Genomic DNA, 22,014 nt, shown 5'->3' with positions numbered 1-22,014 from the left:
GGCAGTGTTTACGCAAGGAGTACACGAGCACATGGCTGATTCCCAGACTGCAACCTCCGCGCCCGAGTTTAAGAGCGCCCACTTTATCGGTATCGGCGGCGCCGGCATGAGCGGCATCGCCCTCGTTCTGCACGAGCGCGGTTATGCCGTTACCGGCTCCGACCTTAAGACGTCACGTTATATCCGCCAGCTTACCCGCGCTGGCGTGAAGGTGCATGTGGGCCATGAGGCCGCCACGATCGACGAGGTCAAGCCCGACGTGGTTGTTGTCTCCACCGCTATTCCGGAGTCCAACCCCGAACTCGTGCGCGCTCGCGAGCTTGGTATTCCCGTGTGGCCCCGTGCCAAGATGCTCTCTGCTTTGGGCCACGGCTACACCACCGTCGCTGTTGCCGGCACGCATGGCAAGACCACCACGTCTTCGATGTGCGCCACCATGCTCGACCGCATGGGTCTGGATCCGAGCTTCTTGATCGGCGGCATCGTCGAGGGCTATGACACGAACGGCAAGAACGGCTCGGGCGACTACTTTGTCGCCGAGGCCGACGAGTCCGACAGCTCCTTCCTGTTCCTGAACCCCAACGTAGTCATTGTGACCAACGTCGAGGCCGATCACCTCGATCACTACTCGGGTATCGAGGAGATCGAAGCGACTTTCGCCAAATTCATGAGCCTGGTGGGCGAGGACGGCACCGTCATCGTCTGCGGTGAGGACCCGCATCTGGTCGAGCTCGCCAAGTCGACGGGCCGTCACGTGCTTTCCTACGGCTTTGCCGAGAGCAACGACATCGTCTGCATGCACCCGGATGTCAAGGGCATCCAGAGCGACTTTATCGTTCGCTTTGAGGACGGCACTGAGCACGCTGTGGAGATCAAGAGCAATCCCGGTCGCCACAACATGCTCAACGCCACGGCGGTGCTCACCGTCGCCCATGTCCTGGCCCTTGACATCGACGCCGCCGCCAAGGCGCTCTCGAGCTTTGAGGGCGTCCGCCGTCGCTTTACCCACGTGGGCGATATCGATGGCATCACCGTGGTCGATGATTACGGCCATCACCCCACCGAGATCAAGGCGACGCTTGCTGCCGCTTCGTCGCTGGGCTACAAGCATGTCGACGTCGTGTTCCAGCCGCACCGTTATTCGCGTCTGCAGGCCCTATGCGACGACTTTGCCGATGCATTTGCCAATGCCGATAAACTGCTGCTGATTGATGTGTTCTCGGCTGGCGAGATGCCCATTCCGGGTGTTACCTCTAAGATGCTCGCCGATACCGTGCGCGCCAAGCATCCTGGCAAGGAGGTCGTGTACTGCTCCAGCCGTCTTGAGCTCAATCAGGAGCTCGAGCAGATGGTGGGCGAGGGCGACCTGCTGCTCACTATGGGTGCCGGTGACGTTACGACCGTCGGTCCCGAGTTCATTGAGTATCTGACTGCCAAGAAAGACGCTTAACTCTAATGGGTCTGTTTAACGCCGTCATGGCGCTCTCGGGCATGATCGACACGGATGTGATCGAGGACGAGCGCCTTGCGCGTCATACGAGCTATCGTATCGGCGGCAAGGCCGACCTCTTTGTGACGTGCCATAGCTATCATGCCCTTCGCCGCGCCGTGGCGGTGCTCGATCGCGAGCAGGTGCCGTGGGTCATCATCGGCAAGGGCTCCAATCTGCTGGTTGCCGATGGCGGTTATCGCGGCGCCGTCATTTCGCTCGGACGTGAGTTTCAGCGCACGGTTGTTGCCGATGACGGTTGTACGCTGACGGTCGGTGCGGGCGTGATGTTTGCGCGCCTGGTCAACGATGCCCTGTCGCGTAGCCTCTCGGGCCTTGAGTTTGCCGTTGGCATCCCTGGCTCGGTTGGCGGTGCGATATCTATGAATGCCGGCACACGGACCGAGTGGATTGGCTCGCTGGTTGAGGATGTCGTAACGTTTGACCCGGCATCCGGTATCAAGCATTATGCGGGGTCCGAGATCACTTGGGGCTACCGCGAATGTAGCCTTCCCCGCAATGAGATCATCCTCGAGTGCGTGCTCAAGCTTAAACCGGCGCCCAAGGCCGACATTCGCGAGCGCATGGAACGGTACCTGACGAGGCGCAAGCGTACGCAGCCCATGGGTCGCGCATCCTGCGGGTCGGTCTTTCGTAACCCGCCCGATGCGAGTGTGGGCAAGCTTATCGAGGATTGTGGATTAAAGGGTTTTTCGATTGGCGGCGCGGAAGTTTCGCCCGTTCACGCTAATTTTATCGTTAATAACGGAACTGCCTCGGCCGATGACGTTGCCGCGGTTATCAGACATGTGCACGGAAAGGTGAGGGAGGCGTATGGCATCGAGCTCAGACCGGAAGTTAAATTCCTCGGCTTCTAGAGCATCGAAACCAACCTTCCGCCGCGCCGGAGGGCGTTCCGGCGCACCTGCCCAGCCTCAACATAAGCCCGCCATGCCCTCCAAGTCTGTTGGGCCCGTTCGTCCTGCCAAGCGCCCGGTCGTCGGCTCGCAGCTGGGAGGACGCCCCGCTTCTAAAAAGACGAGTCGTCCGGCTCCGCGTCCTTCAGTGACGCCCAAGCCGGCGATGGGCACCAAGACCTCCCGACCCATGGCGACGCCCAGACCTTCGCTGGGAGCTCGTGCGCCGCATGCCGGCCGTACGTTGGCTGGCGCTAAGCCGCGTTCACTGACATCGGTGCCCGCTGCCAAGGCGTCTTCGGCAAAAAAGGGCATCAATCCTCTGTCATCGCTTGGTGCCATGGCAAGCAAGACGACCGACGTCGCTTCTGCCATTAAAGGTAAGGGCAAAATCGCGGGCGGCATCCTGGCAGCCTTGGCCGTACTTGCCATTGTTGCCATCGTCGTCATCAACTCCGGCTTGTTCGCCGCCACCGATATTCAGATTCATGGCAGCGAGCATGTGACCAAGCACGACGCCATGCAGCTCATCAGTCTTCCCGAGAACACGTCGCTCTTTAACGTGGATCCCGATCAGATTACCGAGGGCCTCAAGCAAAACCCGTGGGTCTCGGGTGTGGATGTCCAGCGCCAGTTTCCCCATACGCTTATCATCACGCCGACGGAGCGTAAAGTTATCGCCATTGCGTATATCAGCTCCGACGACCTTGCCTGGGCTATCGGAGACGATGACACCTGGATCGCTCCGCTGTCGACGTCTGTCGAGGTGGACGACCAGGGGAACGTCATTACATCGGGGGAGGGTGCCAACACCCTGACCGGCATCGATGCGGCCCTGGCGCTTGCCAAGCACTACGGCGCCGTGCCGTTGACTGATGTCTCGGCCGATGTCGCACCGGTTTCGGGTCGGGCGGTGAGCTCCAAGGCCGTCAAGGCCGGCCTGGATTACGCACGCGGCTTTTCGAGCGAGTTCTTGGGCCAAGTGAAGGATATTTCCACGCCTTCCGTTGAGGCTATCTCGGCAAATCTCGACAACGGCGTCGAGGTGTCGCTGGGCGATTCGGACGATATCGCCAAGAAAGAACGTATCGTGACCAAGCTGCTTTCGCAGGTAGAGGGCGTAACCTATATCAATGTGCGCTCTCCGGGCAACTACACGTTTAGGAACGCACCGACCGCCTAGCATCCTAAACGGCTTTGTTAAGGGGCCATACCACGCCGTTTATCTGGTTTGTTTGGTTTTCACGGTCAATTATTTGACTGAAACACTCATAATGTGCAAACATAATACGGTTTACCTTTGCATTTACTTTCAACCTGAAGGTTAATGTGCGCAGGGGTCAACCCATGCTATGGCTATAACCTTTGTTCGGAGGACCGACATGCACGAGACAGAGATCAACAACTACCTTGCCGTCATTAAGGTGGTCGGCGTCGGCGGCGGCGGTACCAACGCGGTCAATCGAATGATCGAAGAGGGCATCCGCGGCGTCGAGTTTGTTGCCATCAACACCGATGCTCAGGCGCTCGCGATCTCTGATGCCGATATCAAGGTGCACATCGGCACCGACCTTACCCGCGGCCTGGGCGCCGGCGCCAACCCCGAGGTTGGCCGCAAGGCTGCCGATGAGTCCCGCGACGATATCGCCGAGGCGCTCGCTGGCGCCGACATGGTGTTCATCACCTGCGGCGAGGGTGGTGGTACCGGTACCGGCGCCGCTCCCATCGTTGCCGATATCGCGATGAACGAGGTCGGCGCGCTGACCGTCGCCGTCGTGACCAAGCCCTTTACCTTCGAGGGTCGCAAGCGCAAGAAGAGCGCCGAGGAGGGCATCAAGACCCTCTCCGATTGCGTTGACACCATGATCGTTATCCCTAACGACAAGCTGCTCGACATCGCCGAGAAGAAGACCACGATGCTCGAGGCCTTCGCAATTGCCGATGGCGTCCTTTCTCAGGGCACCCAGGGCATCACCGACCTCATCACCGTCCCGGGTATCATCAACCTGGACTTCGCCGATGTTAAGACCATCATGAAGCAGGCCGGTACCGCCATGATGGGTATCGGTACCGCTTCTGGGGACACCCGTGCCGTCGACGCTGCCCAGCAGGCTATCTCCAGTCCGCTGCTCGAGAGCTCCATCGATGGCGCCACGCGCGTCCTGCTTTCCATCGCCGGCTCCAAGGACCTGGGCATCCAGGAGATCAGCGACGCCGCCGACGTTGTCGCCAATGCTGTCGACCCCGAGGCCAACATCATCTTCGGTACCGTTGTTGACGAGTCCCTGGGCGACCAGGTGCGCATCACCGTTATCGCTACGGGCTTCTCCGACTCCAACGTCAACCGTCAGGACGAGCTCTTCGCTGCCCAGCAGTCCCAGAGCAAGGCTGCTGCTTCTGCTGAGCCGCAGCGCACTGCTCCGGCTGCCAGCCCCGCTCAGGCTGCCCCGACTCGCAACGTCGGTGGTACCGAGCTGCCCAACTTTGGCAACGATCAGTTTGAGCTTCCCGACTTCCTCAAGCGCGGCAGCTTCTAAGTCGTTCTTCGCATTGTTTTGCACAGGGGCGCGTCCGTATGGATGCGCCCTTTTTGTTTCTCGTTTGTAAACGAAAGCCTCCAATCTCCTTACGTTCCCTTTACGTTTGGTCCCTACCGCTGCGGGTATGCTTTTAAAGAAGTATGGCAGCCGTATGACACGGACTGCTGCGGCTTCGCCGCGATACTTGTGTTATTAGGAGGCTTTAGTATGGCAGCACGTGCGGACAACGTTTCGCGTGTCGACCATGATGGAGTTACGTTGGTAGAGGGCGCGACGCACGATGTCCGCTTTGCCTTTACCGAGCGCACCGGTGGCGTTTCCGAAGATGCGTACTCCTCGCTCAATCTGGGCTCGCATGTTGGCGATGACCCCTTTACCGTTCAAGAAAATCGTCGCCGCGTACTCGAGGCCATGGGTGCCGCCGAGTGCGAGCACAACTTGCTTGTCCCCAATCAAGTACACGGTGACCATGTCGTGACGGTGACCTCGAACGGCGCCGAAGATCTCGAGAACATTCGTGAGCAGATTGCCGAGGGCTGTGATGCCCTCGTCTGCACGGCGCATAAGGTGCCCGTGATGCTCTGCTTTGCCGATTGTGTTCCCGTGGTGCTGGTGGCTCCCGGCGGCTTTGCCGTGGTGCATTCTGGCTGGAAGGGCACGATTGCACGCATTTCCGCCAAGGCCTGCCAAGCACTCTGCGAGGCGGCTGGCTGCACGCCGGAGGACATCTCTGCTTATATTGGGCCCCATATCCTGGGCGACGAGTATGAGGTGTCCCAAGAACTTATGGATCGCTTTGCCGCCGAGTTCGCGTGCATCGATGCTACCGCTTCCCGTATGCTCGATCTTTCCGCCGCCATTCGCGAGGCGCTGGTGGATGCCGGTGTCGATGTGAATGGCATTGTGGACACCAAACTTTCCACCGTGCGTCAAAACGACCGCTTTTATTCCTATCGCAACGAGGGCGGGACCTGTGGGCGCCATGCTGCGATCGGCGTGATGCTATGAGAAAGATCGCATCGGTCCTGAGTGCAGCAGTGCTCGCGCTCACGCTGTGCGCCTGCTCCTCGGGATCTTCTACTTCTTCTATTACCGTGGCCGGCTCGACCACCTGCCTTCCCATTGCCGAGATCGCGGCCGAGGGCTTTAAGGAAGAGACCGGCATCGACGTGCTCGTCTCCGGCCTTGGCTCATCTGCTGGCATCGAAGCTGTTAGCGCCGGCACCGCCGACATCGCCAGCTCGTCTCGTGGCCTCAATGCCGACGAGCAGGATTTGGGCCTGACGCCTATCGTTATCGCACACGACGGCATTGCAGTCATCGTGAACGACGACAACCCGGTCGACAATCTCTCGACCGAGCAGCTCCGCGATATTTACGCCGGCAAGATCACCAACTGGAAAGAAGTCGGCGGAGAGGACCTGAAGATTCAGGTTATCAACCGCGACGAGGCGTCCGGTACGCGCGAGGCCTTCCGTACCATCGTGATGGACGGCACGCCGTTCGATCGCCGCTCGGCTGTTCTTTCGGGCACGGGCCAGGTGCGCGATGTCGTGTCTCGCTCGCGTGGCGCCATTGGCTACATCTCGCTGGGTTTTGTCGAGAGCCTCAACGCCAAGACCTCGGTCAAGGCCGTTTCGGTCAACCATGTCGAGGCATCCGAGAAGACGGTCGCAAGTGGCGGCTATCCCATCTCGCGTGACCTTTACTTCTTTGTGAAGGGGACGCCTTCGCAGCAGGCGCAGGATTACATCGACTATGTGACGTCCGAAAAGATGGACAAGCAGATTCGCGAGGCGGGCTTTATTCCCGTCACCAACGACGGAAAGGGGAGTGAGTAGCGTGGAAGCACAGGAAACCCCCCAGATTGAGCAGGAGACCCGGGTGCCCAAAAAGCGTGAGTTGGCGTTGGTGTCGCGCAGCACCTATCTTAAGGAGAAGGCGCTGCAGTGGATCTTCTTTGCCTGCGCGTTCTTGGCGGTCGTCACCGTCATCCTGATTTTTGTCTTTACCACGTACTCGGCGCTGCCGGTCTTTACCGACATCGGCCTGGCGGACTTCTTTAGCTTTACATGGGCACCCTCTGAGGGCCACTACGGCATTATGTCGCTGCTGGCGGGTTCTGGTCTGGTGACTGTCGGTGCGCTCGCCATGGGTGTGCCCCTGGGTGTGGGCACGGCTGTGTATCTGGTCGAGATCGCCAGCAAGCGCGTGCGCAGGCTCATCAGCCCCGCCGTCGACCTGCTGGCGGGCATCCCCTCCATCATCTACGGCTTCTTTGGCATGGTCATCATCCGTCCGTTTATCGCGCAGCTGACCGGCGGTCTTGGCTTTGGCGCGCTGACGGCGTGGTTCGTGCTCGCCATCATGATCGTTCCCACCATCACCACGCTCACCATCGATGCCCTCAATTCCATTCCCATGGGCATTCGCGAGGCATCCTATGCCATGGGTGCCACCAAGTGGCAGACCATCTACAAAGTCGTGCTGCCGGCCGCCAAGCTGGGCATTGTGGACGCCATCGTTTTGGGTATGGGTCGCGCCATCGGTGAGACCATGGCCGTACTGATGGTCGTGGGCAACGCCCCGGTCATTCCGGATAGCATCTCGAGCCCTATCTCAACGCTCACGAGTCAGATCGCGCTCGATATGAGTTATTCCTCGGGCCTGCACCGCTCGGCTCTGTTTGGCATGGGCGTTGTCCTGTTTATCATCTCCGCTGCACTGGTGGGTATCGTCCGCCTGATTTCCAAGAAGAGGGGGTAGGCTATGTTCGATTCCGTTGACACGACGGTCGATACGACCTCGTCGCGCGAGCGCATCAAGCGTGCCCTTTCCCATGGCAAGAAGGGCCGCATCAACAAGGACCTCTCCAACAAGATCATGCTCGGCGTGTTTCGCGCCGCGGCCTATATCACCACGCTGGTGCTGATCGCCATCATCGCCTACGTGGTCATCAACGGCCTGCCGCATATCTCGCTCGACTTTATCTTCGGCTGGCCGCAGGGCGTCAACGCCGAGGGCGGCATTTGGCCCACGATCGTCTCGACCATCTACGTGACGGCGCTCGCCATGCTCATCTGCACGCCGGTTGCCGTCCTGGCTGCGGTCTATCTGGCCGAGTACGCCAAACAGGGCAAAGTCGTCGGCATCATTCGCTATGCTGCCGATGCCCTGGCCTCGGTGCCCTCCATTGTTATGGGCCTCTTTGGCTATGCCTTGTTTGTCGAGGCTATGGGCCTGGGTCTTTCGATGGTTTCGGCCGCCCTGGCGCTGGCGCTTCTGATGCTGCCTATTGTCATGCGTACCACCGAGGAGGCAATCCGCGCCGTTCCGCGCTATATCCGTTGGGGTGCATATGGCCTGGGCGCCACCAAGTGGCAGGTCGTCTCCAAGATCGTGCTTCCTTCGGCTTTTGGCCGCATCGCCACCGGCATCGTGCTTGCCATCGGCCGCGCCATCGGCGAGACCGCCGTGGTGCTCTACACCATGGGTCAGGCCATCAACCTGCCTATTTCGCCGCTCGATTCCGGTCGTCCCATGACCGTTCACCTTTATCTGCTTGCCAATGACGGCATCAACATGAACGCAGCCTACGGCACTGCGCTTTTGCTGATGGCGATTATTCTGGCCTTCAACCTGTTTGCGCGTTATCTGTCGCGCAAACGCCGCTAGTTAAGGAGTCCCATGTCCGTCTATCAGTCCGCTCCCACGCCGGAGCAAGCGGCCATCACGGCCAAGGATTTCAACTTTTGGTACGGTGACTTTCATGCGCTGACGGGGCTCGACCTCAACATCGCCAAAAACGCCATCACCTCGTTTATCGGTCCTTCGGGCTGCGGCAAATCGACGTTTTTGCGCTGCATCAACCGTATGAACGACCTGATCGAGGGCACCCGCGTCGAGGGCACCATGACGCTCGACGGCAACGATATCTATGCCGAGGGCGTCGACCCGGTCGACCTTCGCCGTCGCGTGGGCATGATTTTTCAGCAGCCCAACCCGTTCCCCAAATCCATCTACGAGAATGTCGCTTTTGGCCCTCGTCTGCAGGGCGTGACTAGCAAAAGCGACCTCGATGACATCGTGGAAGAATCGCTCAAGCGCGCCAACCTCTGGAAAGAGGTATCCAATCAGCTCAACAAGGACGGTTTGGCGCTCTCGGGCGGTCAGCAGCAGCGTCTGTGCATTGCGCGTGTGCTTGCGGTGCAGCCCGATGTCCTTCTGATGGACGAGCCCTGCTCCGCCATCGACCCCACGTCCGTCTCCAAGGTCGAGGATCTGATGGCCGAGCTGGCGCCCGAGATGACGATCATCATCGTCACGCATTCTATGCAGCAGGCCGCTCGTATTAGCGACTACACCGCATTTTTCTTGCAGGAAGTTGCCGGCGAGCCCGCCACGCTCATCGAGTATGGTCAAACCGACGCGATCTTCACCAGCCCGGTGGATTCACGGACGGAAGACTATATCACCGGCCGCTTTGGCTGATCGGTGCGACTAGTCCCAAGCCGATCGGACCTGGTCCGGTGCGTATTCACTGTGCGGGCGGCATGACCGCACCCAACTGATTGGAGTGAACCATGCGCAAACTGTTTTCCCGTCAGCTCATCGAAGCCCGTCACGAGATGCTGAGCATCTACGAGGCTGTAGACCTGGCGCTTCACGACGCCGTGAAGGCCTATGTGACCGACGATCGCAAGCTCGCCACCAAGACCAAGAAGCGCACGCTCTCGATCGATGCGCGCTGCGCCAACTTGGAGGCCGTGTGCTACAACCTGATCGCTACGCAGTCGCCGGTCGCCTCCGACTTCCGCTTGCTGCAGACGATCATCTACGTCGACTTTAACCTGCAGCGCATGACCGATAAGGTTCGCCAGATCTGCCGCGCCACGCGTCATATGGTCAAGGCCGACATCTCGCTGCCCCAGGAACTCGTCGCTACGGTCGAGGCCGAGGCCGAGGCTGTTTACCAGGTGCTGGGTTCGTCACTTTCTGCGCTCGTCACCAACGACATGTCCATCATCTGCAACCTGGCCGGCGAGGACGAGCCGGTGCATGCGGCGTACGAGAAGTTCTTCCGCACCTTTAACCGCATGGACACGGGCGATTTTATGGACGACGACAGCAACTATGACGACCTGCGCCGCGCCATCATGGTTTCGCGTTACCTCGATCGTATCGCCTCGATTTCGATCGATGCCGCCTGCCGTCTGACCTTCCTTTTGACCGGACAGCGTTTGACTGCCGGCGATATCGCCCGTACGGACGAGGATGAGCTTGAGAGCATGCGCGTGCCTTCGGGCGAGGGTGTCATCATGAGGCCTGCCGTCGATGCACACTATGTTGCCAAAGTGCCCGCTAACGAGGTGAGCGAGGGTCTCCGCTACCTGCTCGAGCACCTCGAGGACGAGGACGACGCCGAGGACGACGAGGAGTAGGGCGGCCCCGTTCGTCGAAAGATTGTAAATACCTAAGTGAGCGCGGCCTTGCACATGCGAGGCCGCGCTCTTGCGTTAGCATGGGACTACTTGTTTGGCTGTCTGCGGAGGCGATTGGCAATGGATAACTATTTGGACTTGATACGCGCTCGCCGCGAGCAGATTCTCGAACGTTTTTATGCAGCACTCGATCGCGCGGGCCGTCCCCACGATGCCACGCGCCTGATTGCCGTCTCCAAGACTGTTGGCGTTGATGAGACCGTTGCCGCTATTCAGGCGGGGTATCGCCATTTTGCCGAGAACCGCCCGCAGGAGCTCGTTCGCAAGCTTGCGGGCCTCGTAGAGCATCCGGAGCTACCCGAGGTGCGCTTCGATATGATCGGCAACCTGCAGACCAACAAGATCAATGCGGTTCTGGGCTCGGCCGAGCTGATTCATTCGGTAAGCTCGCTGCATTTGGCGCAGGCCATCTCGAGCCGTGCGGTCCGCAAGATTGAGGCGGGCGAGCTCTCCGGCCCCCAGCGCGTGCTGCTCGAGGTTAATGTGAGCGGCGAGGAGTCCAAGGGCGGCTTTTCGCCCGACGAGGTTCGCGCTGCCGCAAGTGAGCTTGCAGAGCTTGAGGGAATTTGTGTGCAGGGCCTTATGACTATGGCACCCCGGGGGAATAAGGATGTGGCGCGCCGCACTTTTGCCGGACTTCGCGAGCTAAGGGATGAGCTTGAGGCGACGCACTCCGACCTGAGCCTGCCCGAACTTTCCTGCGGCATGAGCGAGGACTTTGAGCCTGCCCTTGAGGAAGGCTCTACGCTCGTTCGCCTGGGCAGGGTAGTATTTAGCCCGGAGTTTGCAGTAAAATAAGGCTCTGAAGTGCGCACTGATTATCGGAGCGCCTGCACTAAACCGCGAGAGGACACAACCATGGGCTTCCTTGACGAGATTAAAAATAAGATGCACCTGGGCGGCCAGCAGGGTTACGACCAGGGTTATGGTCAGGACGACGACTACGGCTACGATGACGGCTATGACGATGGCTACCAGAACAACGGTTACAGCGGTGCCTCGGGCGAGGGCTTCTACACCCAGGATGAGCCGAGCAACGGCCTGCTTGGTCAGACGCGCCGCGGCGAGGCCGAGTCGGTGGCCGTGTACACGCGCTCCGGTCAGCTGGTCGGCGACGATTCTCGCCACGCTACGACCTACAACCCGCCGTCGCGCTCGCAGGAGACGGTTGCGGGCGGTTATCGTCCCGGTGCCTACGACACGCCGTCGAGCTACGCCGAGAGCACGCGTGCCCGCGCTGCTGCCCCCGCACCTGCTCCCTCACCGAGCGATGCCTCGGCGTATGCGAGCAACATCATCAACGCTACGCCGCAGCTGCCGGCCTATGTCCTGCGCCCCGAGAGCTATGACGACGTAGAGACCGTCGTGCGTCGCGTGCGCACCAAGCAGCCTGTCGCGCTGATTTTTGTGGGCGTTCGTACCGAGGTCGCCAAGCGCGTCCTGGACTTCTCTTACGGCTTTGCCTGCGGCCTGGGCGCCACAGTCAAAGAGGTGGGCGATCGCGTGTTTATGGTGCTGCCCGCCGGTTGCGAGGTCAAGGATTCAGACCTCAAAAAGCTCCGTGCCGACGGCTACCTTAAGTAAAGACAAGACGAGGAGATTCTCATCAACATCTACACCATTGTCCAGCTGGTCAATACGCTGTTCAACTTTTACTCCACGCTCATCGTGGTCTACTGCCTTATGACGTGGATTCCCATGAAGCAGGGTGGATTGCTACAGGATATCGCCGCTGTTCTCGATAGCGTGTGCGGCCCGTGGCTCAATTTGTTCCGCCGGTTTATCCCGCCCATGGGCGGCGTCGATTTTTCACCGGTCGTTGCGATTATTGCGTTGCAGTTGGTGCAGAAGCTGGTTCTGCAACTTCTTATAGGTATACTCATATAAAACTGGCTTAGTAACTCACGTCGGGCGCACGGCGCCAAGGCGAAGATAAAGGAGAACTTGTTATGGCTATTACCCCTGCAGACATCCAGGCTCAGACTTTCTCTGAGGCCAAGCGTGGCTACGATCCTGCTGAGGTCGACGTCTTCTTGGAGACGCTGTCCTCCGAGGTTGACGCTATGCTCGCTAAGATCGTCGACCTTAAGGGTCGTCTGACTGCTACCGAGCAGCAGCTTGCCGATGCGCAGACTCAGCTTGCCCAGGCTCAGGATGCCACCGCCCAGGCCGCTCCTGCCGCCCCCGTGGCTGCTCCCGCCCCTGACTTTTCCGCTCAGGAGCGCCAGATTTCCGCTGCCTTGATCGCTGCCCAGCAGACCGCTGAGACCATCGTCAACGATGCCAACGAGAACGCTGAGCGTATCCGCAACGAGGCTGACGCCAAGGCCCGCGAGGTTATCCGCCAGGCTCTGACTGAGAAGCAGGCTGAGCTCGAGGAGATCGATCGTCTCAAGGCTTCCCGTGAGGAGTTCAAGGCCGAGTATCTCAAGCTCATCCAGCACTTCATGGACGATGCCCAGAACTCCTTCCCGGCCGATCTCATGGCCTCCACACCGGTCGGTTCTGCCGCTTCTCCTGCGGTGACTGTTCCCGCCGAGCCGCTGCCCGTCGCTGACCCGGTTGTCCCCGTGGCCGATCCCTTCGCCCCGATCGACAACTTCGCTGCCGACGACCTGGACTAGCGCCAGAGCTACAATCTAGCGCCCTTAAGAGGAGCTCGCACTTGCGGGCTCCTTTTTATTAGATTTTTGGGACATGCCTTAATTCCTATCATTTATCAAATTAAGAATATCGTGCTCTTCGGAACGCCTGCCAGGGACTTAATTTGCATGAGAGACAGGCCAATACATTTCACTGAAGGCGAAAGCTCTCACAATTATTGACAAATTTCGATATGTCCAAAATTCATATTACGTATACGGATAAAATCATATATAGCATCGCTCAAGCAACCTAAGTAGCCGAACCGGGGCAGAAAGGTGTGCAAACAAGCCGCGACGAACAGCTTCTTCCGCATTTCCTTAGGCAAGCGAAAAGAGGGATGGCATGATGGCTAAGAGCTACGTAAGGATTGTAATTGTTGTCCTTGTAGTTGGTCTTGCAATGGCGCTATGTGCATCATTTGCGACGTATAGGTCCGAGCAGTCGTTCATCGATGGTGCTGAAAATGGGTTTGGCATAGACGGGATGTATGTCAGCGATGGCGCGACCAGGACGTCTATGGCGATTCTTGCAGGCGAAGACATGGAATGGCAAATCTGTAATGACGATGGCTCTTGTCTGAGTGGTCGTTTGGCCGCAACGAGCGATCCGAATTCGTTCGATCTTCTCGACAATGATGGAGCGGATTGCGGTTCTGTTCACCTGTCATATGCATCGCGAGATGGGATGGACGGCATTCTCTATGTCTCTCACAAGATTGGTGATTTCAAGATGCGCAGGACTAACCGCGTTCCGGCTTTTATCGAGGAATGATGGTTGCCGTGTTAGTCGCCCACGGCTCGGCCATGTATTCGTGAAAGCTGTTCCACTTGCATTTCAATAGGGAAGCGCGTGCGCCCTGAGCGCGAAAACGCCGAGCTCTGTGTACGATAGGACAGAACTCGGCGAAGGGCGCGTGGCAAAAGGTGGTTTTAGGGCATGCGCCAAAACCTACTTGAGGAGGAAGTCGGGGAGGGGAATGGTACGGGCCTCGCGATGCTCGGGATCGGCGATGTGGTCGGCAGGATAGCCGCAGACGAGCATGTGATAGGGATAAACGCCCTCGGGCAGGTTGAATTGCTCACGGGCTAGCTCGGGCTTAAAATGGCATACCCAGCACGTTCCCAAGCCCTGCTCCTCGGCCTCCATCATCATCTGATCGCAAACAATCGAGGTATCGATAGCGCTGGAGTTCATCTGGTCATAGGGACGAACCCAAGCGTCGTCGGTAACGCTGCAAATGAGGAAGATGAGCGGAGCGCCAAAGATGGATCCATCACGAGCAAACCGAGGCTGACAAGCAGCTGCCTTCTCCAGAAGCTCAGGCGTATCCAACACCATCACACGGGCTGGATGGTTATTACAAGCAGAAGGAGCAATGCGTCCAGCCTCAACAATGGCATCCACCACAGCCTGCTCCACAGCCCGAGCCTCAAATTCACGACAAGAATACCGACCCCGAGCCAGATCCAAATAAGACATACAAGCCCTCCAACAATTAAAAATCAAACAAACCCAAAGTAACCCAAACAGTACCCAAAGCAGCAATCAGCCAATCGCTCATCGAATACCAAAGTAAAACCCCGAGCAATCAAGGGCCATCACAGCAAAGGCCCCACCACGCTCAACCCCTCAGCCAAAGTTCCCAATGGTGGTACGTAAGGGAGCGGGCCCGACCACTAATACCTTTTAAACGACTCTGCTTGCAGCCGGAGTGAAAAAGGTATTAGTGGTCGGGCCCGCGACCGGTGGGATACGTACCCCCCAATTAACTGTTCTTCATGACAATCGAATCCACAACATCGGCCACATTCTCGCAGCAGTCGGCGCAGTACTCCAAGAAGGCGTACACGTCACGCCAAGCGATGACCTCAAGCGGATCCTTGCCATTGACGTGCAGGTTGCGCATGGCGTTGATGTAGAGCTCGTCGGCCTCGGATTCGATGGTGTTGATCTGGATGACGAGCTCGCGCAGGGTCTTGGACTTGCGGTAGTTGGGCAGCTCGACCATCAGGTCCTTCATGGCGCGGCAGGCGTCGGTCACCTTGTGGGCGATGACAATGGCATCGGGGTGGATGCTCTGGATGTTGGTGAAGTAGACGCGCTGCACGACGCCTTCGATACGGTCAAGCACAGTGTCGAGCGCGCAACTCATCAGGTCCAGATCCTCGCGCTCAAGCGGGGTGATAAAGGCAGTGAGCAGGGCATCCTCGAGCTCATGGTGCTTCTTGTCGGCCGCATGCTCAATCGCATGCATCTCCTCGAGCATGTCGTGGATTTGCGCGGGATCAAAGTTCTCAAAAATCTTGATGAGCAACTCTGCGGCCTGGACAGCAAGGTCGGCGCAGGCGACGTAATTGTCAAAGTAGAACGAATCGGGTTTCTTTGCCATGAGTGGGTCCTTTCGAGGCGAAGACGGGCAGGCGAGGTATTACGGTCCGGATGGACGCTCGGTTTGACTAGATGAACATCATGAACAGCTTGGCCATGACAAAGCTGATGAGTCCGCAGGCGGGGAAGGTGAAGAACCACGTGAACATCATGTCCTTGACCACGCCGAAGTTGATGGCCGAGAGGCGCTTGACGGCGCCGACGCCCATGATGGCGCAGGTTTTGATGTGCGTGGAGGACACGGGGATGCCGGTAAGGGTGGCAAGTAGCAGGTTCGCGGCGCCCGCCAGGTCGGCTGAGAAGCCCTGGTACTTTTCGAGCTTGACCATGCTCTGGCCGACGGACTTGATGATGCGCTCGCCGCCCACGCTGGTGCCGATGCCCATGGTTGCCGAGCACAGCAGCATGATCCAGATGGGGATGCCGGCGTCGCCGACGCTCGTCTGCCCGCTGGCAAAGGCGACACCTAAAAAGAGCACGCCGATGAACTTCTGTCCATCCTGCGCGCCGTGCATAAAGCTCATGGCCGCAGCGCTCGCGATCTGAGCGTATTTAAAGAAGACGTTGGCGCGTCGCCTGTTGGCGGCGGCGAAAAGAATCGAGACGAGCTTGCACAGGACCCAGCCCATGACAAAGCCCAGTCCGATGGAGAGCGCCAGGCCGTAGATGACCTTCATCCACTCGTGGACGTTGACGCTGCTGGCGCCACCGAGGGCGATAGCAGCGCCGGTCAGGCCGGCGATGAGGCTGTGGCTCTGCGAGGTGGGGATACCAAAACGCGATGCCGTGGCACCGTAGACGACGATGGAGAACAGCGCCGCGCATAGGCAGGCGAGCGCCATGGTGCTGTTTCCGCCAAAGTCGACGATATGCGAGATGGTGTTGGCGACGCTGGCATTAAAATGCGTCATGATGAGCACGCCCAAAAAGTTGAACGCGGCGCTCATGAGAATGGCGGCGCGGGCGGGCATGCAGCGCGTAGTGACGCAGGTCGCGATGGCGTTGGGCGCGTCGGTCCATCCATTGACGAAGATGGCGCCCAACGCGAGGATCACGGTGACGGCAAGGACTGGGTTCGACACAATTTGGCCGAGGAAGGTTGAGAACGTTACGTCCATATATGGGCTTTCTCGAAGTTTGCAGACACGTTACAAAAACATGATAAATCGTATCACCTCCTGCGGGTTTCTTTACCGAGTTCTGATGGGAGAAGTGAACTTTTTGGCACTAAATTTGAATATTAGCCCTGTTGACCGCGGGTGTTCTTTTTGCTAACACGCCATGAGGACACGTGCGCGCGCCCCAACACCCCAAAACCACAGTCTGTTCGCTTTACAATACGCAAACATGCGTTCGATAATAGGAGGCATGGAATATCGACAGACAGACGGCAAAACTCGACGCGTGCACAAGCAGTATGTGGACGTCGTGGCTCGCATCCTCGCGGGCGGACAGGTCGTGCCGGTTACCGTCTGCTGGGTCGATGGTCGTTGCTTTACGATTGACGAGATTGTCTCGTCCACCGGTTTTGGCCTGACGGTCCACGGCATTCGTACGGCGACTTATAAGGTTCGTTTTGGCGGACATGCGACCGAACTGTATCTGGAAGAACAGGCACGCGAGCGACCGGATGGCTCGCAGACTCATCTGATGCGTTGGTGGGTGTGGGCGTTCGACCGGACGCTTGAGAGCGAGCGTCGCAGGTAAGAACGCGTGGCGTTCGGGTACAATGGCAGGAAACTTGTCAGCTACGGCGCCGTCGCGGCGCTTTTTGAAAGGACGAAGTATGAACGATATCCAGGGCTATCAGAACGGCCCCATAGAAACCGGCGCAAGCCGTGCCAAGGAGATGTCGCCGCGCGCGTACAACCTTGTCATGTCTGCCCTGATCTTTTTGGGCTTTTGCGCCATGGGCGCCGGTGCTTACTTTACGAGCACCATGTCGTTTGCGCGCATGATGATGAGCGGGGCCGCTTTGCCGCTGGTCTTTGGCTCATTTATTTTGACCATCGTCGGCATGGTCATGATGTCGGCTGCTGCCAGCAAACAGTCCGTGGGCCTGTCACTCGTGGGCTACGTGGTCTTTGCGAGCACCTTTGGCCTGACGGCGTCGTTTGGTCTTGCCAACTACGACCTGCCTACCATTAACACCGCCTTTATCGCCACGGCCGCCATCACCTTTGTCTTTGGTGCGCTGGGCGTGACCTTCCCCAAGTTTTTCCAGCGTGTGTATGGCATCGGCTTTGGTATTCTGCTTGCCACCATTTTGGTTGAGATGGTTCTGATGTTTATGGGTGTTTCGCAGTCCATCACCGACCTGATCGTGATCGTGGTGTTCGCCGGCTTCATCGGCTACGACACCTATGTGGCAACGACGGTGCCGCCCACGCTGCCCAACGCCGTGCTTATGGCCTCTAACCTGTTCGTGGATATTATCAACGTGTTCCTGCGCATTCTGAACATCCTTGGCCGTCGCGATTAAAGCGCGGCATTGCGACGCTTCCTGCCGGACACGGTAAAACGATGCGAAAGGCGGTCCTTCGGGGCCGTCTTTTTTGTGCGCGGCGGGGTATCATGGATGGGAAAAGCCGATAGCGGCAGCGACAGGAAAGGTGGCCACGTATGGCAGACGTCGACAACAGGAACCGTAACCGCAGGTCCAACCGAGCGGGTCAGCCCAATCCCAAGCGCGAGGCGCGTGCCAAGGCCGCCGAGCGCCATGTGGCGGCTGTGTCCGAGGTCTGCGCCAAGGACATCGAGCGTTCGCTTGCCGGCGTGCGCGAGTTCGATGGTATGCCTGCCGGTTTTGTCGCGGCGATGAAGGCCAAGGCCCAGAAGGCAGCGGCTGCTGAGGAGCAAGCTGCCGAGGAGTCTGAGGCCGCCGAGGTCGAGACCGCTGAGGTTGCGCCCGTCGAGACCGAGGCCGTGGCCGAGCCTGCGCCCGCAGAGGAGGCCGCGGAGACCGAGTCCACGCCTGCCGCCGAGGAGCCCGCTTCGGTCCTGCCCGAGGTCACCGTGCTTGACGCCTCTGCCACGCAGGCCATTTTGGATAACGGCCGAGGCTACGCGCAGTTCTGCGACATGGCTGTGCTCGCCTTTGCCTCGTTCACCAACCCGGGCGGTGGCTACATCCAGGGCTATCTGGGCCAGGAGGCCACGCTCTGTGCCGATTCGTATCTGTACAACGTCCTCGATAAGCAGCGTAAGTGGTACGGAGAGAACCGTCGCCGCAACATCAACTGCGAGCTGTACCGCAACCGTGCGCTGGTGGTGCCCGCTGTGCGCTTCGACCGCAACCATGTGCACGCCTACGCCGACGTAATCGTCGCCGCTGCACCCAACGCCAAGCGTGCTCGCCAGGAGTACCGCGTGAGCGACGATGCCTTGCTTGACGCTCTGCGCGACCGTATCCGCTTTGTGCTTGCTGTCTGCGACGAGCTGGGCCGCGAGAAGCTCGTACTGGGTGCTTGGGGCTGCGAGAACAACGGCTTTGACGCCGAGGCCGTGGCCGAGCTCTTCCGCAAGGAGCTCGCATCGGGCGACTTCAAGGTCAAACAGGTCTTCTTTGCCGTGCCCTCTACGCGCTGGGACGAGGATTTTGCCAAGTTCGAGCACGTGCTGGCAAACTTCCCCGAGCGCAACGAGGAGTCCTATGCCCAGGTTGCCGCCCGCGCCGCAGCCGCTCGTGCCGCCGAGCAGGCCCGGGCAGCAGCCGAGGACGATGAGGACGAGGACGACTGGCGCAAGTACCTGTAAGCGGTGCGTGCGATGTGATATGCCAAGCCGACGGGAGGGATCGCCCCCGTCGGCTTTTTACGGAATAGGGAGCTCAAGATGAAAAACGTTCTGTGCTTTGGTGACAGCAACACCTATGGCTATGATCCAGCGGGTATGCGCGACAGCACCGCAGTGCGCTATGCGCAGGATGTGCGCTGGTGCGGTGTGGTGCAGCGTGACCTGGGTGAGGGTTGGCATGTGATTGAGGAAGGCCTAAATGGTCGCACGACGGTGCGCGATGATATGTGCCATCTGGACACCAACCTCAACGGCATTCGCGCGCTGCCGATGCTGCTCGAAGCTCATAAGCCGCTGGACGCGATCGTGATTATGCTGGGCACCAACGACTGCAAGACGGTCTTTGGCGTGACGGCCTCCGATATTGCCCGCGGCGCCATGGCGTTGATTCGCACCGTCCGTGCGTTTGCCTGGACCGATGCCGCGCCCTGCCCACGGATTCTGCTGATGGCGCCTATCAAGATTAAGCCGCAGATCGCCGACGTATATATGACCGATTTTGACGAGCATTCCGTAGAAGCCTCGGAACATTTTGGTGAGTACTACGCGCATGTGGCTGAGCAGTTTGGCTGCGACTTTTTGAATGCCGCCGATTTTGCCGAGCCGGGCGATATCGATTATCTGCACATGATGCCCGAGAGCCACGAGAGCTTGGGACATGCCGTGGCAGCCAAGCTCCAAGAGATGCTCGGTGAGTAGTGCAGCCCCAAACCACCACAAAGGGGACAGGCACCTTTGTGGTGGTTTTGCCCGGGTAAACGAACGGCTTGGCTGCCATATGGGCATGGACGAGCTCATCGACCTCTTTGCCGAAGGCGATGAGCACGTTTCCAATACCGCTTTTGAGGATTTGGATCTTGCCTATGACGTTGCGAACGGCGCGACCTTCGATGGCGTTGTGTTCCGGTCTTGCGAGTTCGATGGCGTTGACTGGAGCGGCTCGACGTTTCGCGACGTGGTGTTTCGCGGTTGCCGATTTATCCGCTGCAACATGGAAGGCTGCTGGCTCAACCGCTGCGACTTCGTTGACTGCTCGGCGCCGGGGCTCAACTTGCTCAGGGCGCGTCTGTCGAGTGTATCGTTTGCATCGTGCGATTTGAGCTATGCGAACCTTTCGGAGGGACGCATTGGCCCCATGGCTGCGCGTGACACGCGTTTGACCGAGGTCGCCCTCCAGGGGGCAAAGCTGGGGCAATTGCGCTTGGACGGCTGCGACCTGACGCGAATCGATGTGTTCAAGACGCCGCTTTCCGGCATGGATGTATCGCGTTGCGCGTTCGCGGCCCCTGTCGTCTCGGGCGACTACCGTGAGCTGCGGGGCCTGACGGTCAATGCCGAGCAGGCACTTGCGCTCTCGGGCCTGCTCGGCATCCAGCTCGCCGACGACTAGACGTCAAAAAGGAAAAATCACCGCAAAGGCGCCTGTCCCCTTTGCGGTGGTTTTGGGCTGCGAATCTTAATACTGCCACTATTAACAACGCCCGTTTTACCTGCTGGTTTGTTGGGAAATATCCCAATTTATCCCAAGCGCGTCGCAAACGGAACGCGCCACCTGCTCACGGGAGGGACGAATATAATGTCGCCCCGACACGCCCGGCAGGGAGTGGCCCATGAGCATTTCCATGAGGTCCCAGGGCATGTGCAGCTCCATCTCGCAGATGGTTCGCCACGAGTTGCGGAGGTTCGACCATGGGATGTGCTCGACGCCCTCGGCCTCGCACCACTTCTTCCATCTATGATTGCACATCCCTCGATTCATGGGCAGTCCGTCCCCGCGATCTGCTAGCCACTCGGAGCCTGCCGCGCGGCGCTCGCCTGCAATTTCGAGCAGGCGCCCGGCGGCATCCGGCAGCACCACGACTGTGCGTATGGACTTCCGCGTCTTGAGTACGCCGTCCGCCGTGGGCTCGATGCCCGCTTGCTCCATCTGGCGCACGAGGTCGACCGTCGCGAGCGTTGTGGATTCCGCCGCGAATGGCATGACCTCATCGGTGCGGATGCCCAGCGACTCACCCGAGCGGCATGATCCAAAGCACGCCATGATGAACGGCGCCTCGAGCGAGGTCCCGTGCAGGCGCCCCAGGATGTCCTTGGCTTCGGCGAGCGTGTACAGGCGCTTGGAGCGCTCGCGCGTCTTGCGCGTGGGCATGGTGTATTTCACGGTGGCGGCAAACGGGTCGATGGGCAGCACGACAAAGCCCGACACGGTTCCGTATATCTTGCGCAGGGTGAGTAGGGCAGTGTCCGCCGTTGCTGCGGGGAGAGTCAGAAGCCATTCCTGTAGATGCACGGGGCGCAACTGGTCGACCGGCATTGAACCCCATGTGGGGCCGACGTAGTTCGCCCACGACCTTGTGACGAGGTTGCGGGTGTTCGGCGCGAGCGTGCCGGCGGCTACCTGCGCTGCCATGGTCGGCTCGAGCCATGTGCCGTACGCCTGGGCGATGGTCGGCACCGGCTTGTCATCGGCGCGCTCGACGTGGATGCGGTCGAGCTCGGCGCATGCCTCGCGGTAGGTGCCGTATACCGTCTTGGTCTTACGTTTGCGTCCGCACGGCGTGTTCTCCTGCCATCGGAGGATGTATTTCTTGCCGCGCTTGGCCTCGGTGATTGAGCCCCACGCGCGGCGCCTCTGCTTGCGTGTCATATAATGTCCCTAGGTTGCCCGGAGCTATCTCCGTATTACTCCGGCATCCTTGTTGTCACCCCACCGCGCCAAGGTTCCAGCCGTGCGCGGT

The 22,014-nt window shown here is 59.3% G+C and carries 24 protein-coding genes; 20 read left to right on the top strand and 4 right to left on the bottom strand.

The window, feature by feature from the left end; genetic code table 11:
* Window positions 1–31 precede the first annotated feature (31 nt).
* The 15 genes from murC (at window position 32) to I2F59_RS01070 (ending at window position 13,864) form a co-directional block, all read left to right on the top strand.
* Window positions 32–1,450, top strand: a complete 1,419-nt coding sequence (gene murC / locus I2F59_RS01140; RefSeq protein WP_195502936.1) for a UDP-N-acetylmuramate--L-alanine ligase — start codon at window positions 32–34, stop codon at window positions 1,448–1,450.
* A 5-nt stretch (window positions 1,451–1,455) separates the two neighbouring features.
* Entirely contained in the window at window positions 1,456–2,367 is a 912-nt protein-coding gene (gene murB / locus I2F59_RS01135) for a UDP-N-acetylmuramate dehydrogenase (RefSeq protein WP_006234257.1), read from the top strand.
* Between the two features lie 73 nt (window positions 2,368–2,440).
* Window positions 2,441–3,589 (top strand): cell division protein FtsQ/DivIB, encoded by a 1,149-nt coding sequence (locus tag I2F59_RS01130; protein ID WP_229065257.1) that lies wholly within the window; start codon window positions 2,441–2,443, stop codon window positions 3,587–3,589.
* Window positions 3,590–3,788: 199 nt separating this feature from the next.
* Window positions 3,789–4,943, top strand: coding sequence for a cell division protein FtsZ (gene ftsZ, locus I2F59_RS01125; RefSeq protein ID WP_117647221.1), 1,155 nt, complete (start codon window positions 3,789–3,791; stop codon window positions 4,941–4,943).
* A gap of 210 nt (window positions 4,944–5,153) precedes the next feature.
* A complete protein-coding gene (locus I2F59_RS01120) occupies window positions 5,154–5,954 on the top strand; it encodes a polyphenol oxidase family protein (RefSeq protein WP_195502934.1) in 801 nt (266 codons plus the stop codon).
* Window positions 5,951–6,787 (top strand): phosphate ABC transporter substrate-binding protein, encoded by an 837-nt coding sequence (locus I2F59_RS01115; RefSeq protein WP_195502932.1) that lies wholly within the window; start codon window positions 5,951–5,953, stop codon window positions 6,785–6,787. Before I2F59_RS01120 ends, I2F59_RS01115 begins: the two co-directional genes overlap by 4 nt.
* A 1-nt stretch (window position 6,788) precedes the next feature.
* Window positions 6,789–7,712: a phosphate ABC transporter permease subunit PstC gene (pstC, locus tag I2F59_RS01110; protein ID WP_195502930.1), complete on the top strand. Its 924-nt coding sequence runs from the start codon at window positions 6,789–6,791 to the stop codon at window positions 7,710–7,712.
* A gap of 3 nt (window positions 7,713–7,715) precedes the next feature.
* Window positions 7,716–8,621, top strand: coding sequence for a phosphate ABC transporter permease PstA (gene pstA, locus I2F59_RS01105; protein WP_195502928.1), 906 nt, complete (start codon window positions 7,716–7,718; stop codon window positions 8,619–8,621).
* 12 nt (window positions 8,622–8,633) lie between these two features.
* Window positions 8,634–9,437 (top strand): phosphate ABC transporter ATP-binding protein PstB, encoded by an 804-nt coding sequence (gene pstB, locus I2F59_RS01100; RefSeq protein ID WP_035137966.1) that lies wholly within the window; start codon window positions 8,634–8,636, stop codon window positions 9,435–9,437.
* Window positions 9,438–9,529: 92 nt separating this feature from the next.
* A complete protein-coding gene (locus I2F59_RS01095) occupies window positions 9,530–10,387 on the top strand; it encodes a phosphate signaling complex PhoU family protein (RefSeq protein WP_195502927.1) in 858 nt (285 codons plus the stop codon).
* Between the two features lie 120 nt (window positions 10,388–10,507).
* The gene (locus tag I2F59_RS01090; RefSeq protein ID WP_195502925.1) at window positions 10,508–11,245 is read left to right on the top strand and encodes a YggS family pyridoxal phosphate-dependent enzyme; all 738 of its coding nucleotides are present in this window, start codon (window positions 10,508–10,510) and stop codon (window positions 11,243–11,245) included.
* Between the two features lie 60 nt (window positions 11,246–11,305).
* Window positions 11,306–12,031, top strand: a complete 726-nt coding sequence (locus tag I2F59_RS01085; RefSeq protein ID WP_195502923.1) for a cell division protein SepF — start codon at window positions 11,306–11,308, stop codon at window positions 12,029–12,031.
* 15 nt (window positions 12,032–12,046) lie between these two features.
* Window positions 12,047–12,334: a YggT family protein gene (locus I2F59_RS01080; RefSeq protein ID WP_324249574.1), complete on the top strand. Its 288-nt coding sequence runs from the start codon at window positions 12,047–12,049 to the stop codon at window positions 12,332–12,334.
* Window positions 12,335–12,396: 62 nt separating this feature from the next.
* Window positions 12,397–13,071 carry a DivIVA domain-containing protein gene (locus I2F59_RS01075; protein ID WP_195502921.1) on the top strand — a complete coding sequence of 225 codons (675 nt, stop codon included), beginning with the start codon at window positions 12,397–12,399 and terminating at the stop codon, window positions 13,069–13,071.
* Between the two features lie 367 nt (window positions 13,072–13,438).
* Window positions 13,439–13,864: a hypothetical protein gene (locus I2F59_RS01070; RefSeq protein WP_195502920.1), complete on the top strand. Its 426-nt coding sequence runs from the start codon at window positions 13,439–13,441 to the stop codon at window positions 13,862–13,864.
* 177 nt (window positions 13,865–14,041) lie between these two features.
* On the opposite strand, the gene I2F59_RS01065 is transcribed toward I2F59_RS01070, so the two are convergent.
* The 3 genes from I2F59_RS01065 to I2F59_RS01055 form a co-directional block, all read right to left on the bottom strand.
* The gene (locus I2F59_RS01065; protein ID WP_195502918.1) at window positions 14,042–14,572 is read right to left on the bottom strand and encodes a nitroreductase family protein; all 531 of its coding nucleotides are present in this window, start codon (window positions 14,570–14,572) and stop codon (window positions 14,042–14,044) included.
* Between the two features lie 286 nt (window positions 14,573–14,858).
* A complete protein-coding gene (locus I2F59_RS01060) occupies window positions 14,859–15,482 on the bottom strand; it encodes a DUF47 domain-containing protein (protein ID WP_117655140.1) in 624 nt (207 codons plus the stop codon).
* A 67-nt stretch (window positions 15,483–15,549) separates the two neighbouring features.
* Window positions 15,550–16,599, bottom strand: a complete 1,050-nt coding sequence (locus I2F59_RS01055; protein WP_117640318.1) for an inorganic phosphate transporter — start codon at window positions 16,597–16,599, stop codon at window positions 15,550–15,552.
* Between the two features lie 250 nt (window positions 16,600–16,849).
* On the opposite strand from I2F59_RS01055, the gene I2F59_RS01050 reads away from it, so the two are divergent.
* From I2F59_RS01050 to I2F59_RS01030, 5 genes are all read left to right on the top strand, one after another.
* Window positions 16,850–17,188, top strand: coding sequence for a hypothetical protein (locus I2F59_RS01050; RefSeq protein WP_118377353.1), 339 nt, complete (start codon window positions 16,850–16,852; stop codon window positions 17,186–17,188).
* A 79-nt stretch (window positions 17,189–17,267) separates the two neighbouring features.
* Window positions 17,268–17,963: a Bax inhibitor-1 family protein gene (locus I2F59_RS01045; RefSeq protein ID WP_195502916.1), complete on the top strand. Its 696-nt coding sequence runs from the start codon at window positions 17,268–17,270 to the stop codon at window positions 17,961–17,963.
* Window positions 17,964–18,103: 140 nt separating this feature from the next.
* Window positions 18,104–19,237, top strand: coding sequence for a TIGR02452 family protein (locus tag I2F59_RS01040; RefSeq protein ID WP_195502915.1), 1,134 nt, complete (start codon window positions 18,104–18,106; stop codon window positions 19,235–19,237).
* Between the two features lie 78 nt (window positions 19,238–19,315).
* Window positions 19,316–19,975, top strand: a complete 660-nt coding sequence (locus tag I2F59_RS01035; protein ID WP_195502913.1) for an SGNH/GDSL hydrolase family protein — start codon at window positions 19,316–19,318, stop codon at window positions 19,973–19,975.
* Window positions 19,976–20,054: 79 nt separating this feature from the next.
* A complete protein-coding gene (locus tag I2F59_RS01030) occupies window positions 20,055–20,666 on the top strand; it encodes a pentapeptide repeat-containing protein (RefSeq protein ID WP_195502911.1) in 612 nt (203 codons plus the stop codon).
* Between the two features lie 96 nt (window positions 20,667–20,762).
* On the opposite strand, the gene I2F59_RS01025 is transcribed toward I2F59_RS01030, so the two are convergent.
* Window positions 20,763–21,923 carry a site-specific integrase gene (locus I2F59_RS01025; protein WP_195502909.1) on the bottom strand — a complete coding sequence of 387 codons (1,161 nt, stop codon included), beginning with the start codon at window positions 21,921–21,923 and terminating at the stop codon, window positions 20,763–20,765.
* Window positions 21,924–22,014: the final 91 nt, after the last annotated feature.

It is taken from the genome of Collinsella aerofaciens (assembly GCF_015556945.1).
In the GTDB taxonomy this organism is placed as follows: Bacteria; Actinomycetota; Coriobacteriia; order Coriobacteriales; family Coriobacteriaceae; genus Collinsella; species Collinsella aerofaciens_AO.
This window is presented reverse-complemented; position numbering and strand designations above follow the sequence as displayed.

Excerpts from the sequence above, each read along its gene's own strand:
- murC (WP_195502936.1), top strand. The coding sequence starts at position 32 with ATGGCTGATTCCCAGACTGCAACCTCCGCGCCCGAGTTTAAGAGCGCC.
- murB (WP_006234257.1), top strand. The coding sequence starts at position 1,456 with ATGGGTCTGTTTAACGCCGTCATGGCGCTCTCGGGCATGATCGACACG.
- I2F59_RS01130 (WP_229065257.1), top strand. The coding sequence starts at position 2,441 with ATGCCCTCCAAGTCTGTTGGGCCCGTTCGTCCTGCCAAGCGCCCGGTC.
- ftsZ (WP_117647221.1), top strand. The coding sequence starts at position 3,789 with ATGCACGAGACAGAGATCAACAACTACCTTGCCGTCATTAAGGTGGTC.
- I2F59_RS01120 (WP_195502934.1), top strand. The coding sequence starts at position 5,154 with ATGGCAGCACGTGCGGACAACGTTTCGCGTGTCGACCATGATGGAGTT.
- I2F59_RS01115 (WP_195502932.1), top strand. The coding sequence starts at position 5,951 with ATGAGAAAGATCGCATCGGTCCTGAGTGCAGCAGTGCTCGCGCTCACG.
- pstA (WP_195502928.1), top strand. The coding sequence starts at position 7,716 with ATGTTCGATTCCGTTGACACGACGGTCGATACGACCTCGTCGCGCGAG.
- pstB (WP_035137966.1), top strand. The coding sequence starts at position 8,634 with ATGTCCGTCTATCAGTCCGCTCCCACGCCGGAGCAAGCGGCCATCACG.
- I2F59_RS01095 (WP_195502927.1), top strand. The coding sequence starts at position 9,530 with ATGCGCAAACTGTTTTCCCGTCAGCTCATCGAAGCCCGTCACGAGATG.
- I2F59_RS01090 (WP_195502925.1), top strand. The coding sequence starts at position 10,508 with ATGGATAACTATTTGGACTTGATACGCGCTCGCCGCGAGCAGATTCTC.
- I2F59_RS01085 (WP_195502923.1), top strand. The coding sequence starts at position 11,306 with ATGGGCTTCCTTGACGAGATTAAAAATAAGATGCACCTGGGCGGCCAG.
- I2F59_RS01075 (WP_195502921.1), top strand. The coding sequence starts at position 12,397 with ATGGCTATTACCCCTGCAGACATCCAGGCTCAGACTTTCTCTGAGGCC.
- I2F59_RS01070 (WP_195502920.1), top strand. The coding sequence starts at position 13,439 with ATGGCTAAGAGCTACGTAAGGATTGTAATTGTTGTCCTTGTAGTTGGT.
- I2F59_RS01065 (WP_195502918.1), bottom strand. The coding sequence starts at position 14,572 with ATGTCTTATTTGGATCTGGCTCGGGGTCGGTATTCTTGTCGTGAATTT.
- I2F59_RS01060 (WP_117655140.1), bottom strand. The coding sequence starts at position 15,482 with ATGGCAAAGAAACCCGATTCGTTCTACTTTGACAATTACGTCGCCTGC.
- I2F59_RS01055 (WP_117640318.1), bottom strand. The coding sequence starts at position 16,599 with ATGGACGTAACGTTCTCAACCTTCCTCGGCCAAATTGTGTCGAACCCA.
- I2F59_RS01050 (WP_118377353.1), top strand. The coding sequence starts at position 16,850 with ATGGAATATCGACAGACAGACGGCAAAACTCGACGCGTGCACAAGCAG.
- I2F59_RS01045 (WP_195502916.1), top strand. The coding sequence starts at position 17,268 with ATGAACGATATCCAGGGCTATCAGAACGGCCCCATAGAAACCGGCGCA.
- I2F59_RS01040 (WP_195502915.1), top strand. The coding sequence starts at position 18,104 with ATGGCAGACGTCGACAACAGGAACCGTAACCGCAGGTCCAACCGAGCG.
- I2F59_RS01035 (WP_195502913.1), top strand. The coding sequence starts at position 19,316 with ATGAAAAACGTTCTGTGCTTTGGTGACAGCAACACCTATGGCTATGAT.
- I2F59_RS01030 (WP_195502911.1), top strand. The coding sequence starts at position 20,055 with ATGGGCATGGACGAGCTCATCGACCTCTTTGCCGAAGGCGATGAGCAC.
- I2F59_RS01025 (WP_195502909.1), bottom strand. The coding sequence starts at position 21,923 with ATGACACGCAAGCAGAGGCGCCGCGCGTGGGGCTCAATCACCGAGGCC.